Origin of the sequence: Castellaniella defragrans 65Phen (assembly GCF_000612685.1) — a bacterium.
GTDB classification, from domain to species: domain Bacteria; phylum Pseudomonadota; class Gammaproteobacteria; order Burkholderiales; family Burkholderiaceae_B; genus Castellaniella; species Castellaniella defragrans.
On sequence record NZ_HG916765.1, the window covers coordinates 3285863 to 3299156 of the forward strand.

General features: G+C 70.5%; 11 protein-coding genes, 1 pseudogene and 2 riboswitches. Of the genes and pseudogenes, 3 read left to right on the forward strand and 9 right to left on the reverse strand.

Features of this window, described 5'->3' with window-relative positions; all coding sequences use genetic code 11:
* The first annotated feature begins 8 nt into the window (after positions 1–8).
* On the forward strand, positions 9–3320 hold the full coding sequence (locus BN940_RS14645; protein WP_043684176.1) for an error-prone DNA polymerase: 3312 nt from the start codon (positions 9–11) through the stop codon (positions 3318–3320).
* Between the two features lie 18 nt (positions 3321–3338).
* Here the strand turns inward: BN940_RS14645 and BN940_RS19955 are convergent, their stop codons facing one another.
* Together BN940_RS19955 and BN940_RS19960 are read right to left on the reverse strand one after the other, a co-directional pair.
* Positions 3339–3824 carry a VOC family protein gene (locus BN940_RS19955; protein WP_043687549.1) on the reverse strand — a complete coding sequence of 162 codons (486 nt, stop codon included), beginning with the start codon at positions 3822–3824 and terminating at the stop codon, positions 3339–3341.
* Positions 3825–3860: 36 nt separating this feature from the next.
* Positions 3861–4316: pseudogene (locus BN940_RS19960) on the reverse strand (YybH family protein); the annotation flags it as partial.
* Between the two features lie 80 nt (positions 4317–4396).
* On the opposite strand from BN940_RS19960, the gene BN940_RS14655 reads away from it, so the two are divergent.
* Entirely contained in the window at positions 4397–5071 is a 675-nt protein-coding gene (locus tag BN940_RS14655; RefSeq protein WP_043684178.1) for a winged helix-turn-helix transcriptional regulator, read from the forward strand.
* A gap of 162 nt (positions 5072–5233) precedes the next feature.
* A complete protein-coding gene (locus tag BN940_RS14660) occupies positions 5234–5743 on the forward strand; it encodes a dihydrofolate reductase (RefSeq protein WP_043684180.1) in 510 nt (169 codons plus the stop codon).
* 87 nt (positions 5744–5830) lie between these two features.
* On the opposite strand, the gene BN940_RS14665 is transcribed toward BN940_RS14660, so the two are convergent.
* The 7 genes from BN940_RS14665 to BN940_RS14690 form a co-directional block, all read right to left on the reverse strand.
* Positions 5831–6046 carry a tautomerase family protein gene (locus BN940_RS14665; RefSeq protein ID WP_043684182.1) on the reverse strand — a complete coding sequence of 72 codons (216 nt, stop codon included), beginning with the start codon at positions 6044–6046 and terminating at the stop codon, positions 5831–5833.
* A gap of 111 nt (positions 6047–6157) precedes the next feature.
* Positions 6158–6565 carry a carboxymuconolactone decarboxylase family protein gene (locus BN940_RS14670; protein WP_043687552.1) on the reverse strand — a complete coding sequence of 136 codons (408 nt, stop codon included), beginning with the start codon at positions 6563–6565 and terminating at the stop codon, positions 6158–6160.
* Positions 6519–6968 carry a MerR family transcriptional regulator gene (locus tag BN940_RS18670; RefSeq protein WP_084330717.1) on the reverse strand — a complete coding sequence of 150 codons (450 nt, stop codon included), beginning with the start codon at positions 6966–6968 and terminating at the stop codon, positions 6519–6521. The genes BN940_RS14670 and BN940_RS18670 overlap by 47 nt, the downstream gene beginning before the upstream one ends.
* Positions 6969–7135: 167 nt before the next feature.
* Entirely contained in the window at positions 7136–10015 is a 2880-nt protein-coding gene (gene gcvP / locus BN940_RS14675; protein WP_043684184.1) for an aminomethyl-transferring glycine dehydrogenase, read from the reverse strand.
* Positions 10016–10081: 66 nt separating this feature from the next.
* Positions 10082–10453: a glycine cleavage system protein GcvH gene (gene gcvH / locus BN940_RS14680; RefSeq protein WP_043684187.1), complete on the reverse strand. Its 372-nt coding sequence runs from the start codon at positions 10451–10453 to the stop codon at positions 10082–10084.
* 75 nt (positions 10454–10528) lie between these two features.
* The gene (gene gcvT, locus BN940_RS14685; RefSeq protein WP_043684190.1) at positions 10529–11611 is read right to left on the reverse strand and encodes a glycine cleavage system aminomethyltransferase GcvT; all 1083 of its coding nucleotides are present in this window, start codon (positions 11609–11611) and stop codon (positions 10529–10531) included.
* A 41-nt stretch (positions 11612–11652) separates the two neighbouring features.
* Positions 11653–11757: riboswitch (glycine riboswitch) on the reverse strand.
* Positions 11758–11769: 12 nt separating this feature from the next.
* Positions 11770–11866, reverse strand: a riboswitch (glycine riboswitch).
* Positions 11867–12007: 141 nt separating this feature from the next.
* On the reverse strand, positions 12008–13192 hold the full coding sequence (locus BN940_RS14690) for a CaiB/BaiF CoA transferase family protein (protein ID WP_043684191.1): 1185 nt from the start codon (positions 13190–13192) through the stop codon (positions 12008–12010).
* Positions 13193–13294: the final 102 nt, after the last annotated feature.

Consider the following 13294-nt stretch of genomic DNA (forward strand, 5'->3'; position numbering starts at 1 on the left):
AGGAAACCATGGCCAGCGCCTCTCCCGCCCTGCCGGACTACGCCGAACTCCGCTGCCTCACCAACTTCTCCTTCCTGCGCGGCGCGAGCCACCCGGAAGAACTGGTCGAACGCGCCAGGCAGCTCGGCTACACGGCGCTGGCGATCGCCGACGAATGCTCCATGGCCGGCATCGTGCGCGCGCACGTCGCGGCCAAGGAACACGGCCTGACGCTGCTGGCCGGCAGCCAGTTCGAGGTCGAGCCCGACGCACCAGCCGGGGCACAGCCCGATCTGCAGCCCGATCTGCAGCCCGATCTGCAGCCCGATCTGCAGCCCGATCTGCAGCCCGATGCGCGGCCGGACCCGCCGACCGGCGCACGAGCCGACGCACCGGCCGATGCCCCCCTGGCGCCGTTCACCCTGGTCGTGATCGCCTGCGACGGCCAGGGCTACGGCAATCTGTGCGAATTCATCACCCGCCTGCGGCGCGCATCCCCCACCAAGGGCGCCTACCGCCTGCGCGCGGCCGACCTCGACCCGCGGGCGCTGGCCGGCTGCGTGGTGCTGGCCTCGCCGCACCGGTCCGCCACGCCCGCGCAGCTGCGCGCCGTCGCGCGCTGGGTGCTGGACCGCTTCATGGGACGCTGCTGGCTGGCCGTGGAACTGCTGCGCCGCCTGGACGACGAGATGTGGCTGCACCGGCTGCGCGAGGTGAGCGAGCTGACCGCCATTCCGCTGGTCGCCTGCGGCGACGTGCACATGCACCTGCGCTCGCGCAAGATGCTGCAGGACGTGCTCACCGCCACGCGCCTGGGCAAGCCGCTCGCGCAGTGCGGGCACGGCCTGCAGCCCAACGCGGAGCGCCACCTGCGCTCGCGCCTGCGCCTGGCGCAGATCTATCCGCCCGATCTGCTGGCCGAGACCCTGCGCGTGGCGGCGCGCTGCCGCTTCAGCCTGGACGAACTGCGCTACCAGTACCCGGAGGAAGTCGTCCCGCCGGGCGAGACCCCGGCCAGCCACCTGCGCCGCATCACCTACGAAGGCGCGCGGCGGCGCTGGCCGGACGGCATCCCGGCCAAGGTCCGGCCGCAGATCGAGCACGAACTGGCGCTGATCTCGGAACTGAACTACGAGCCGTACTTCCTCACCGTCGCGGACATCGTGGCCTTCGCCCGCTCGCGGCGCATCCTCTGCCAGGGCCGGGGCAGCGCGGCCAATTCCGTGGTCTGCTACTGCACCGGCGTCACCGAGGTGGACCCGGCCCGCATGGCGGTGCTGTTCGAGCGCTTCATCAGCCGGGAACGCAACGAGCCGCCGGACATCGACGTGGATTTCGAGCACGAGCGGCGCGAAGAAGTCATCCAGTACCTGTACCGCAAGTACGGCCGCGAGCGCGCGGCTCTGACGGCGGTGGTGATCACCTACCGGCTCAAGAGCGCGCTGCGCGACGTCGGCCGCGCCCTGGGCTTCGAGCCCGGCGCCCTGGACGCGCTCGCCCAGGGCCACCGCTGGTGGGACGGCCGCGAGATCTCCCCCGAGCGGCTGGCCGAGGCCGGCCTGTCCCCGGACAGCCTGAAGGTGCGCCAGCTGCTGCGCCTGGTCGGGCAGCTGATCGGCTTTCCCCGCCACCTGAGCCAGCACGTGGGCGGCTTCGTGCTCACGCGCGGTCCCCTGTCGCGCATGGTGCCGATCGAGAACGCGGCGATGGAGGACCGCACGGTCATCGAATGGGACAAGGACGACCTGGACGCCATGGGGCTGCTCAAGGTGGACGTGCTGGCGCTGGGCATGCTCACCGCCCTGCGCAAGGCGCTGGCGTTCATCGGCGAGCGCCAGGGGCGCGACTTCGCCATGCAGGACATCCCGGCCGAGGACGCCGGGACCTACGAGATGATCGGCCGGGCCGACACCATCGGCGTGTTCCAGATCGAGAGCCGGGCGCAGATGAGCATGCTGCCGCGCCTGCGGCCGCGCTGCTACTACGACCTGGTGATCGAGGTGGCGATCATCCGCCCCGGCCCGATCCAGGGCGGCATGCTGCACCCGTATCTCAACCGCCGCCAGGGGATCGAGCCGGTGAGCTACCCGAGCGAGGCGCTGCGCGAGGCCCTGGGCCGCACCCTGGGCGTGCCGATCTTCCAGGAGCAGGTGATGCAGATCGCCGTGCTCGCGGCTGGGTTCACCCCGGGCGAGGCCGACCAGCTCCGGCGCTCGATGGCGGCCTGGAAACGCAAGGGCGGCCTGGAGAAATACCACGCCAAGCTGGTGGACGGCATGACGGCGCGCGGCTACGAACCGGCCTTCGCGCAGTCCATCTTCGAGCAGATCCGGGGCTTCTCGGAATACGGCTTCCCGGAAAGCCACGCGGCCAGCTTCGCGCTGCTGGTCTACGCCTCATGCTGGATCAAGCGCCACCACCCGGCCGCGTTCCTGGCGGCCATGCTCAACAGCCAGCCGCTGGGCTTCTATTCGCCCGCGCAGCTGGTGCAGGACGCGCGCCGCCACGGCGTGCGGGTGCGCCCGGCCGACGTGCTGGCGAGCGCCTGGGACTGCACGCTGGAAGAACCGGCCGAAGAACCGGCCGCAGGACGGATCGAAGGCCAGATCGAAGGGCGGGCCCGGCCGCCGGCGGTGCGGCTGGGCCTGCGCATGATCGCGGGCCTGCCGCGCGCGGCGGCCGAACGCATCGTGGCCGCGCGGGCGCAGGGGCCGTTCGGCGACGCCGGGGACCTGGCGCGGCGCGCGGCGCTGGACGAGCGCGACATGCGCCGGCTGGCCGGCGCCGACGCACTGGCGGGCCTGGCCGGCCACCGGCGCCAGCAGGTCTGGGAGGCCGCGGCGCTCAAGACCGCGCCGCGGCTGCTGCGCGCGGCGCCGATCCGCGAGGACCGCCTGGCGCTGCCGCCCGCGCCCGAGGGCGAGGAGATCGTCTTCGATTACGCCAGCACGGGGCTGACGCTGCGGCGCCATCCGCTGGCGCTGCTGCGGCCCCTGCTGCGCCAGCGCCGGCTGCACAGCGCGCAGGAACTGCGGGACCTGCCCGACGGCCGTCTGGTGCGCTGCTGCGGCATCGTCACGCTGCGCCAGCAGCCCCAGACCGCCAAGGGCGTGGTCTTCGTCTCGCTGGAGGACGAGACCGGCACGGTGCAGGTGATCGTGTGGAAACACGTGCGCGAGCGCCAGCGCGCGGCCCTGGTGAGATCCCGGCTGCTGGCGGTGTACGGCCGCTGGCAGCGCGAGGGCGAGGCGTGCAACGTGATCGCCGCGCGTCTGGTGGACCTGACGCCGCTGCTCGGGCGCCTGGCCGAGGTCACGAACCGCAGCCGGGATTTCCACTGAGCCACTGAGCGGACCGGCTCAGGCGCCGGCGGACCGGGCCATCGCCGCCCGCATGTCCTCGGGGTTCACGTCCCGCACATGGGAGGCGATGGACCAGCGGTGGCCGTAGGGGTCCCGGACCACGCCGTAGCGATCGCCCCAGAACATGTCGGACGGCGGCATCATCACCGAGGCGCCCGCCTTCACCGCCCGCTCGAACGCCGCGTCCGCGTCGGGCACGTACAGGTGCAGGGACACCGGCGTGCCGCCCAGCGTGTCGGGACTGTCGGCCTGGCAGACCGACGATTCCTCCATCAGCATCACGGCGGAACCGCCGATCCACAGGCAGCCGTGCACCAGCTTGCCGTCCGGCCCGTCCAGCCGGATGGCCCCCTGCGCCCCGAAGGCCCGCTGGTAGAAATCCATCGCGCCGGCCGCGTCCCGGCAGATCAGGTGCGGCGTCACGGCGTGCATGTCGGGGGGCACCGGCGACGGTCCCGCAGCCGCGTCGGGGGACAGGCCCATGAGCGCCTTGCCGGACTTCACATCGCAGGGGAAGGAGAAATGCTCGTGGACGATGCGCCAGCGGCCGGCCTCGCGCCGGAAGCCCGTGGTCATGCGGCTCCAGGCCTCGCCCGCGTCTCCCTCGGCCATGCAGGCCAGCAGCGCGTGCGCGTAGCCCAGATCGCCCTCCGCCTGGACGTCCAGGTCCCTGAACGCGAAGCGCACGCTGTTCGGGCACGTCCGCAGGCATTCTTCCCAGTGCGCCATGTAGCGGTCCCGCCCGGCGAAGCACAGCGTCTTGATGGCGTCGTAGCCGACCACGTCCGGCGCGTAGCAGGCCGCGAGCGCCTCCAGATCGTGCCGGCCCACGGCCGCGGTCCAGTCGTCCAGCACCCGCCGGATGCCGGCCTGCGCCTCGTCCTTCTTCGTCCTGTCTTCCATTCCCGTCTCCTGTTGCCCGTCGCCTGTCCGACGGCCGCGGGGATCGCGGCTCGCGGGCGAGGGCTCATCCATCCGGCGCACTATATCACTGTTTAATCCTAAAAAATAACTAACAAATTGTTTTTTAGGACTACATGATACAATCCAGGATCATGAGCACCAAGAGAAGCTATGCCGACGGCTGCGCCGCCGCCCACGCCCTGGACCTGATCGGCGAACGCTGGGCGCTGCTGATCGTGCGCGAGCTGATGCTCGGCCCGAAGCGCTTCACCGATCTGCGGGCCGGCCTGGGCCGCATCAGCGCCAACGTGCTCACCCAGCGGCTGGCCGAACTGGAAGCGGCCGGCATCGTCGTCCGGCGCAGGCTGCCGCCGCCGGGCGGCGGCATGGCCTACGACCTCAGCCCCTGGGGCAGGGAACTCGAACCCATCCTGCTGCAGCTGGTCCGCTGGGGCGTGCGCTCGCCCGGCTTCGCGCGCGGCGCCCCCCTGAACGTGGACGCCATGGTGCTGTCGATGCGCGCCCTGTTCTCGCCCGACGCGGCCTCGGGCCGGGATGCCCGGATCCTGCTGGTCCTGGACGGCCAGCCTTTCTCCGCCCGGGTGGCCTCGGGCCGGCTGGACGTGCATCGCCAGGGGCCGGCGGAGCCGGCGGCCGAGGCGACGCTGGAAACGTCCCCCACCACCCTGCTGCACCTGGCCTACGGCGCCGCGGATCCCGACGACGCCGTCGAGGCGGGGCTGGCGCGGATCTCCGGCCGGCGGGCCGCGCTGGATCGTTTCCTGGGCTGCTTCCGGGTGCCGGAGCCCGCGGACACGGACCGGTGACAGCCGCGCCGGCGCGCGGCGGGCCGGCGCCCGTTCACGCGCGTGGTCCAGACGCATGATTCGGGCGCACAGGCTTGGCTCAGGCGCAAGGATCAACCGCGACGGCGGCGTTCAGGCGCGTGGTTTACACTGGCGCGCATGCCCACACGGAGAATCCCCGCCATGCCTCCAGGCCCTCCCATCCGCCTGGTCGTCGCCTACACCGACAACCGCGTGATCGGCCGCGATGGCGCCATGCCCTGGCGCCTGCCCGCCGATCTGGCGCATTTCAAGCGCAGCACCCTGGGCCACCCCATCATCATGGGGCGCAAGACCTGGCTGTCGCTGGGGCGCCCGCTGCCCGGCCGCCGCAACCTGGTGCTGAGCCGCGACCCGGCGTTCGCCGCGCCCGGCGCCGAGCACCACGCCACCCTGGAAGCCGCCCTGGCCAGCTGCGCGCAGGCCGATCTCGTCTGCGTCATCGGCGGCGAGCAGGTCTTCCGCCTGGCCCTGCCGCTGGCCGACGAGCTGATCGCCACGGAAATCCATGCCGACCTGGACGGCGACACCTGGTTCCCCCCCCTGCCCGCCGGGCAGTGGCGGGAAACCGAGCGCCTGCCGCAGCCGCCGGAAAACGGCCTGGCCTACGATTTCGTCACCTACCGGCGCGTCCCGGGGACCCAGGCCGCCTGAGCGGCGAGCGCCCGCGCGCGGCCCGCATGCCGCTCGGATTCGCCGGATACGGGCCGGCGCGCGGGGCCTTGCGCCCCGCCCGGGAATTCACTGCCCGGAGGCTTTGGCGCGCGCCCGGATCGTCGTCACCGTCTCGCCCGCGATCCCCCAGCTGTCGGTATCGACTTCCTCGATCACCACGAAGGTGGTCTTGGGGTTCTTGCCCAGCACGTCCACCAGCAGTTGCGTGGCGCCCTCGATCAGGCGGGCCTTCTGCTCGGCGGTGGCGCCTTCGCGGGTGATCTTGATGTTGACGTAGGGCATGGCATGGTCTCCGTGACGATGTGACAAAAACGGGCCGGACCGCACACGCGAATCGTGCGCGGCCCGGTACCGGACATGAGCATGATAGGCCACTTTCCGTACCCTCCCGCGTCAGGCCGTGTGCGACAGGACCGAGTCCGGCTCGCGCTCTTGCGCAAACACTTCCTTGGCCGCCGCCAACCCGTTCAGGGCGGCCGGGAAGCCGGCATAAACTGCCATCTGCATGATGATTTCGACCAGCTCCGTGCGGCTGACCCCGACATTGAGCGCGCCCTGGATGTGCACCTTGAGCTGAGACGCGGCATTGCCGAGCGCGGTGAGCGCGGCCACGACCGCGATTTCCCGGCTTTTCAGATCGAGGCCGGGCCTGGAATAGACGTCCCCGAAAGGAAATTCGATCAGGTAGCGTGCGAAGTCAGGGGCAATGTCTTCCAGACTGTCCAGCACACGTTGCCCGGCCGCGCCATCGATCTCACGCAGTTTGGCGAGTCCGCGCTCGTATCGGTTTTCGATGTTCATCAGCATGTCCTTCATCGGAAAGTGAATTCGACGCCAGGGACTGTTCGACCGAGCGGTAGTATTCGATCTTTGCCTGCAAGGCATCCGCGGACCGGCGCATCAGCTCGATTTCCGAAAGAACCTCCGTCAAGTGCTCTTCCAGCATCCGGCGACGATCCGGCACCGTCGCGTCCCCAACGCCACGTAGTTTCGCGAACGCCTGCATCTTGCCGATGGGCATGTGCGTCGTCCGCAACCGCAGCAGGAATTCGATCCAGGCCATGTCCGATGCCACATAGCGCCGCTGTCCTCCAGACGCGCGGCCGATCGGTGCGATGAGTCCGACACGCTCGTAGTAGCGCAAGGTGTGGGCCGTCAGGCCCGTGCGCTTGGCAACATCGTCAATGGTCAGATGGGATTCCATGGAGAGATCCTAGAAGTTTGAGTGCACTCTAAGTCAAGCACTTTGCATCGAAAAGATCGAGCCCCGGATCAGCGGCAAAAAAACCCGGCGATCCGCGCAATGCGGAACTCGCCGGGTGGGGCAATGCGATCGGCCCCAGCCTGTGAAGGCCGGGCCGGGAACGGCGCTCAGGCCGTCACGGGCTCGGCGGCGTAGGCTTCCACCGGCGGGCAGGCGCAGCTGAGGTTGCGGTCCCCCCAGGCATTATCCACCCGCGCGACCGGCGGCCAGTACTTGCGCGCCGCCATGCCGGGCAGCGGGAAGGCCGCCTGCTCGCGGGTATACGGGTGCGTCCAGTCCTGCACCAGCAGCGTGGCCGCGGGATGCGGCGCGTTGACCAGCAGGTTGTCGTCGGCCGGCTGCTCGCCGCGTTCGATCGCGGCGATTTCCTGGCGGATGGCGATCATCGCGTCCACGAAGCGGTCCAGCTCGTCCAGGCCCTCGGACTCGGTGGGTTCGACCATCAGCGTGCCGGCCACCGGGAAGCTCATGGTGGGCGCATGGAAGCCATAATCCATCAAGCGCTTGGCGATGTCCTCGGCGCCGATGCCGCTGGCGTCCTTGATCGGCCGGATGTCCAGGATGCACTCGTGCGCCACGCGGCCGTTGACCCCGGCGTACAGGATGGGATAGTGCGGCGCCAGGCGCGTGGCCAGGTAGTTCGCGTTCAGGATCGCGACCTGGGTGGCGCGGCGCAGGCCTTCGGCCCCCATCATCATGATGTACAGCGTCGAGATCGGCAGGATGCTGGCCGAGCCGAAGGGCGCGGCCGACACCGGGCCCGGCTGGCCCGCCGGCAGGCGGCCGTCTTCGCCCACCATGCCGGGCAGGTACGGCGCCAGGTGCGCACGCACCGCCACCGGGCCGACGCCCGGGCCGCCGCCGCCGTGAGGAATGCAGAAGGTCTTGTGCAGGTTCAGGTGCGACACGTCCGAGCCGAAGCGGCCCGGCTGGGCGACGCCCACCATGGCGTTCATGTTGGCGCCGTCCAGGTAGACCTGGCCGCCGGCCTCGTGGACCAGGTCGCAGATTTCCGTGACCGTGGTCTCGAACACGCCGTGCGTGGACGGATAGGTGATCATCAGCGCGGCCAGCCGGTCGCCCACCTCGGCGATGCGGGCGCGCAGATCGGCCATGTCGATGTTGCCGTTGTCATCGGACGCCACCACCACCACGTCCATGCCCGCCAGATGGGCCGAGGCCGGATTGGTTCCGTGCGCCGACGCGGGAATCAGGCAGACGTTGCGCTGGTGCTCGCCGTTGGCCTGGTGATAGCCGCGAATCGCCAGCAGGCCGGCGAATTCGCCCTGGGCGCCGGAATTGGGCTGCAGGCTGACGCGGTCGTAGCCGGTGATCTCGCACAGCGCGGCGCACAGCCGCTCGATCATTTCCTGGTAGCCCTGCGCCTGGCCGGCGGGAGCGAACGGGTGCATGTGGCTGAATTCAGGCCAGGTGATGGGAATCATTTCCGCCGTGGCGTTGAGCTTCATGGTGCAGGAGCCCAGCGGAATCATGGTGCGGTCCAGGGCCAGGTCCTTGTCGGCCAGGGCGCGCAGGTAGCGCAGCATGTCGGTCTCGGATTTCACGCGCGAGAAGGCGGGATGCGCCAGGATGGCGCCCTGGCGGCGCAGGGCCGCCGGGATGCCGTCGGCTTCGGCCGAGAAGTCGGGGGCGACGCGCGACACGCCCATGCCGGCCGCCAGGGCGCCGATCAGGGTCTCGATGTCCTGGGCATCGACGGTTTCATCCAGCGACAGGGCGACGTGGGTGTCGTCCACACGGCGCAGGTTCATGCCGCCGTCGACTGCCGCGTCCAGCACCGCCTGCGTGCGGGCGCCGGTTTCCAGATGCAGGGTGTCGAAAAAAGTATCGTTGCAGACCGTCAGCCCCATGGCGCGCAGGGCGCCGGCCAGTCGGGCGGTGTGCGCCGCCACGCGCCGGGCGATGCGGGCGATGCCCTGGGGGCCGTGCCAGACGGCATACATGGCGGCCATCACGGCCAGCAGCACCTGCGCGGTGCAGATGTTGGACGTGGCCTTCTCGCGGCGGATGTGCTGCTCGCGCGTCTGCAGCGCCAGCCGCAGGGCCTGTTCGCCGCGCGCATCCTGGGAGACGCCCACCAGGCGGCCCGGCAGGTTGCGCTTGTAGGCGTCCTTGCACGCCATGAAGCCGGCGTGCGGACCGCCGTAGCCCATGGGCACGCCGAAGCGCTGGGCCGAGCCCACCGCGATGTCGGCGCCCCATTCCCCCGGCGGCGCCAGCAGCGCCAGGGCCAGCAGGTCCGTGGCCACGGCGACGATGGCGCCGGCGGCATGCGCCTGCTCGGCCAGGGCGCGGTAGTCGGCCACGCCGCCCAGGCTGTGCGGATACTGCAGCAGCACGCCGAAGCAGTCGGGCAGGCCGTCGGCCTCGTCGCCGACCACCAGCTCGATGCCCAGCCCGGCCGCGCGCGTGCGCAGGACTTCCAGGGTCTGGGGATGGACGTGGACGGACACGAAGTAGCGGTCGGACTTGGCGCGCGAGACGCGGCGCGCCAGGGTCATGGCTTCGGCCGCGGCCGTGGCCTCGTCGAGCAGCGACGAGTTGGCGATGTCCAGCCCCGTGAGATCGGTGATCATGGTCTGGAAGATCAGCAGGGCTTCCAGGCGGCCCTGGGAGATCTCCGGCTGGTACGGCGTGTAGGCGGTGTACCAGGCGGGATTCTCCAGGATGTTGCGCAGGATCACGTGCGGCACGTAGGTGCCGTAGTAGCCCTGGCCGATGTAGCTGCGCAGGACCTGGTTGCGGCCGGCGACGGCCTTCAGGTCCGCCAGCGCCTCCACCTCGCCCAAGGGACCCGGCAGATCCAGGTACGGGGCTTCGGACAGGATGTTTTCCGGCACGACCTCGCGGATCAGGGCGTCCAGGCTGGAAGCGCCGATGGCCGCCAGCATGGCGCGCTGGTCGGCTTCGGACGGCCCGATGTGGCGGGCGATGAATTCGGAATGCGTGGCGGAATCGCGCAGCATGGGGTTCTCCGGGGTGGATCCGAGTGAATCAGGGAATGAAGGGCGCGCCGCGGGGCGCGCCGGGGATCAGGCCTGGGCCTCGTAGGCGGCGGCGTCCATCAGGCCGTCGACGTCGGCGGCGTTGTCGGGCTTGATCTTGAAGATCCACTGGTCGTAGGCGGCTTCGTTGATCAGGGCGGGCTGGTCGTTCAGGGCCTCGTTGAAGGCGACGATCTCGCCGGCCACCGGCGCGTAGATGTCGGAGGCGGCCTTGACGGATTCGACCACGGCGGCGGTGTCGCCGGCGGCCAGATGCGCGCCGACCTGGACGTCGCCGACGAAGACCAGGTCGCCGAGCTGGTCCTGGGCGTCGTCGGTGATGCCGACGAGGAAGCAATCGCCGTCAGCCTTGACCCATTCGTGGGAGGCCGTGTACTTGCGGTCGTTGGGAATGGACATGATGTACCCCGTTGTCAGTGGTGGAGAGTGGTGGAGAATGGAAGAAGGGAAAAGGGATCGCGGGCGCACGCGCGCTCAGACCAGGGCCTGGCCGTTGCGCACGAAGGGCGGGCGCACGATCTCGGCGGGCAGCCACTTGCCGCGGATCTCGACCTCGGCCCGGTCGCCCGGCGCCGAGCCGGCCGGCACGCGGGCCAGGCCGACGGAGAAGCCCAGCGTGGGCGCCATGGTGCCGCTGGTGAGCTCGCCTTCGCCCTGGGCGGTGCGGACCTTCATGTGGCCGCGCATGATGCCCCGGTCGAGCAGCTTCAGGCCGACCAGCTCGCGCGCCTTCGAGGCGGATTCCAGGGCGGCGCGGCCGATGAAGTCGCGGGATTCGTCCTTGAGCGAGACGGTCCAGGCCAGGCCGGATTCCAGGGGATGGACGCTCTCGTCCATGTCCTGGCCGTAGAGGTTCATGCCGGCTTCCAGGCGCAGGGTGTCGCGCGCGCCCAGGCCGCAGGGCCGCACGCCGGCCTGCGCCAGGGCGTCCCAGAACGCCTTGACGGCGCTGGCGGACAGGACGATCTCGAAGCCGTCCTCGCCGGTGTAGCCGGTGCGCGCCACCAGGGTGTTCTCGTCGATGAACGTGCCGGTGAAGGGCTTGAGGTCCTGGGTGGCGGGCTTCCATTCCGGATGCACGGACCAGACGGCCTCGCGCGCGGCGGGGCCCTGGACGGCCACCATGGCCAGGTCGCGCCGGGGGGCGACGGCCACGCCGTAGGCGCCGGCCTGCTCGCGCATCCAGGCGAGGTCCTTGTCCGCCGTGCCGGCGTTGACCACCACGCGCCAGCGCTCGGGAGCGAAGAAATAGACGATCAGGTCGTCGATCACCCCGCCGTCGGGGCGCAGCATGCAGGAATACAGCGCCTTGCCCGGCTGGCCGGCGATGCGCGCCACGTCGTTGGCCAGCAGATGGCGCAGGTAGTCCTGGGCGCGCTCGCCCGTGACGTCGACGTTGAGCATGTGGGACACGTCGAACATGCCGGCGGCGTGGCGCACGGCATGGTGCTCTTCGAGCTGGGAGCCGTAGGCCAGGGGCATGTCCCAGCCGCCGAAATCGACGATCTTGGCGCCCAGGGCGACGTGGGTTTCGTACAGGGGGGTTTGCTGGGGCATGGAAACTCCGGACGAGGGAAAGGAGCGGCATGGGATGCCGGCAGCGCCCTTCTGTCCTTTTGCCTGAGAGTTGCCCCGCACTGCAGGGGGTTCACCTTCGGCGCCCGCGCCCGGATCGGGAAGCGGGTCTCTCCAGAATGCTGCGATGCGACGACGGCATCATGCGGATGGTACGGGGTGCCTGAGCGATTCCGGGCGAATTGCGCCTTCGGCGGCCGCCCGATGCGCGGGGCGGCGCTCTCCCACCCGCATCGGGTGACAGCAAGGGTGAAGCATACTCTGAAACGGGGGGATTCAACAATCACCCGTTGACATCACCCGTTGGCAGTTGTCGACGCTCCGTGGGCGCCCCGCCAGCGCCCTTTCGGCGCCCCCCCGGGACGCGCCGCCGAGCCCTCAGATGAACCCCCGCTCCCGCCAGCGGGCGCGCGTGCCGGCGTCCACGCCCAGCCGTTCCAGCACCGCGTCGGTGTGCTCGCCCAGGGCCGGCGCGCGCGAGCGGATCCCGCCCGGGGTGGCGGACAGCTTGGGCACGATGCCGGGCACCTGGCAGGGCGTGCCGTCGGGCAGCGGCTGGTCCAGGATCATGTCGCGCGCGCGGTAGTGCGGATCGGCGGCGATGTCGGCGATGTCGTAGATGCGCCCGGCCGGGATGCGCGCCGCGTTGAGGATTTCCAGGACCTCGTCCTGGGTGCGCGCCGCGGCCCAGTCGCCGATGGCGCCGTCGATCACGTCCACCTGCGCCACCCGCCCGGCGTTGTGCGCCAGGGCCGGGTCCTTGCCGAGGTCCTCGCGGCCAATGGCCTGCATCAGGCGGCGGAAGATGCTGTCGCCGTTGCCGGCGATCAGCACGTAGCCGTCGCGGCAGGCGTAGGCGTTGCTGGGGGCGATGCCCGGCAGGCTGCTGCCGGCCGGCTGGCGGACCTCGCCGAACACGGCGTATTCGGGCAGCAGGCTTTCCATCATGTTGAAGACCGACTCGTACAGCGCCACGTCGATCATCTGGCCCGCGCCGTCGCGGTCGCGCGCGCGCAGCGCCAGCAGCACGCCGATGACGCCGTGCAGGGCCGACAGGGAATCGCCGATGGACACGCCCACGCGCACCGGCGTGCGCCCCGGCTCGCCGCTGAGGTGCCGCAGGCCGCCCATGGCCTCGGCCACCACGCCGAAGCCGGGCCGGTCGCGGTAGGGGCCGGTCTGGCCGTAGCCCGAAACGCGCAGCATGACCAGGCGCGGGTTGACCGCGCGCAGCTCGTCCCAGCCCAGGCCCCAGGATTCCAGGGTGCCGGGCTTGAAGTTTTCGACCACCACGTCGCATTCGGCCGCCAGGCGGCGCACGACGGCCTGGATTTCCGGCTGGCGCAGGTCCAGGGTCACGGACTGCTTGTTGCGCGACTGCACCTGCCACCAGACCGAGGTGCCCTGATGCAGCAGCCGCCAGTTGCGCAGGGGGTCGCCCTGGCCCGGCGGCTCGATCTTGATGACCTCGGCGCCGAATTCGCCCAGGATCTTGGCGGCAAACGGCCCGGCGATGAGCTGGCCCATTTCCAGCACCCGGATGCCGTCCAGGGGTTTGTGCATGTCTGTCCTCCGATGGCGATGGATGCGATGTCCGATGGATACCATGAATCCATTGGATGCCGGAACGATTCTATCGCCCTCCGGCGCGGGCCGCCCGCCCCC

Excerpts from the sequence above, each read along its gene's own strand:
- BN940_RS14645 (WP_043684176.1), top strand. The coding sequence starts at position 9 with ATGGCCAGCGCCTCTCCCGCCCTGCCGGACTACGCCGAACTCCGCTGC.
- BN940_RS19955 (WP_043687549.1), bottom strand. The coding sequence starts at position 3,824 with ATGGGCCTGTCCCCCGACGCGGCTGCGGGACCGTCGCCGGTGCCCCCC.
- BN940_RS14655 (WP_043684178.1), top strand. The coding sequence starts at position 4,397 with ATGAGCACCAAGAGAAGCTATGCCGACGGCTGCGCCGCCGCCCACGCC.
- BN940_RS14660 (WP_043684180.1), top strand. The coding sequence starts at position 5,234 with ATGCCTCCAGGCCCTCCCATCCGCCTGGTCGTCGCCTACACCGACAAC.
- BN940_RS14665 (WP_043684182.1), bottom strand. The coding sequence starts at position 6,046 with ATGCCCTACGTCAACATCAAGATCACCCGCGAAGGCGCCACCGCCGAG.
- BN940_RS14670 (WP_043687552.1), bottom strand. The coding sequence starts at position 6,565 with ATGAACATCGAAAACCGATACGAGCGCGGACTCGCCAAACTGCGTGAG.
- BN940_RS18670 (WP_084330717.1), bottom strand. The coding sequence starts at position 6,968 with ATGGAATCCCATCTGACCATTGACGATGTTGCCAAGCGCACGGGCCTG.
- gcvP (WP_043684184.1), bottom strand. The coding sequence starts at position 10,015 with ATGCTGCGCGATTCCGCCACGCATTCCGAATTCATCGCCCGCCACATC.
- gcvH (WP_043684187.1), bottom strand. The coding sequence starts at position 10,453 with ATGTCCATTCCCAACGACCGCAAGTACACGGCCTCCCACGAATGGGTC.
- gcvT (WP_043684190.1), bottom strand. The coding sequence starts at position 11,611 with ATGCCCCAGCAAACCCCCCTGTACGAAACCCACGTCGCCCTGGGCGCC.
- BN940_RS14690 (WP_043684191.1), bottom strand. The coding sequence starts at position 13,192 with ATGCACAAACCCCTGGACGGCATCCGGGTGCTGGAAATGGGCCAGCTC.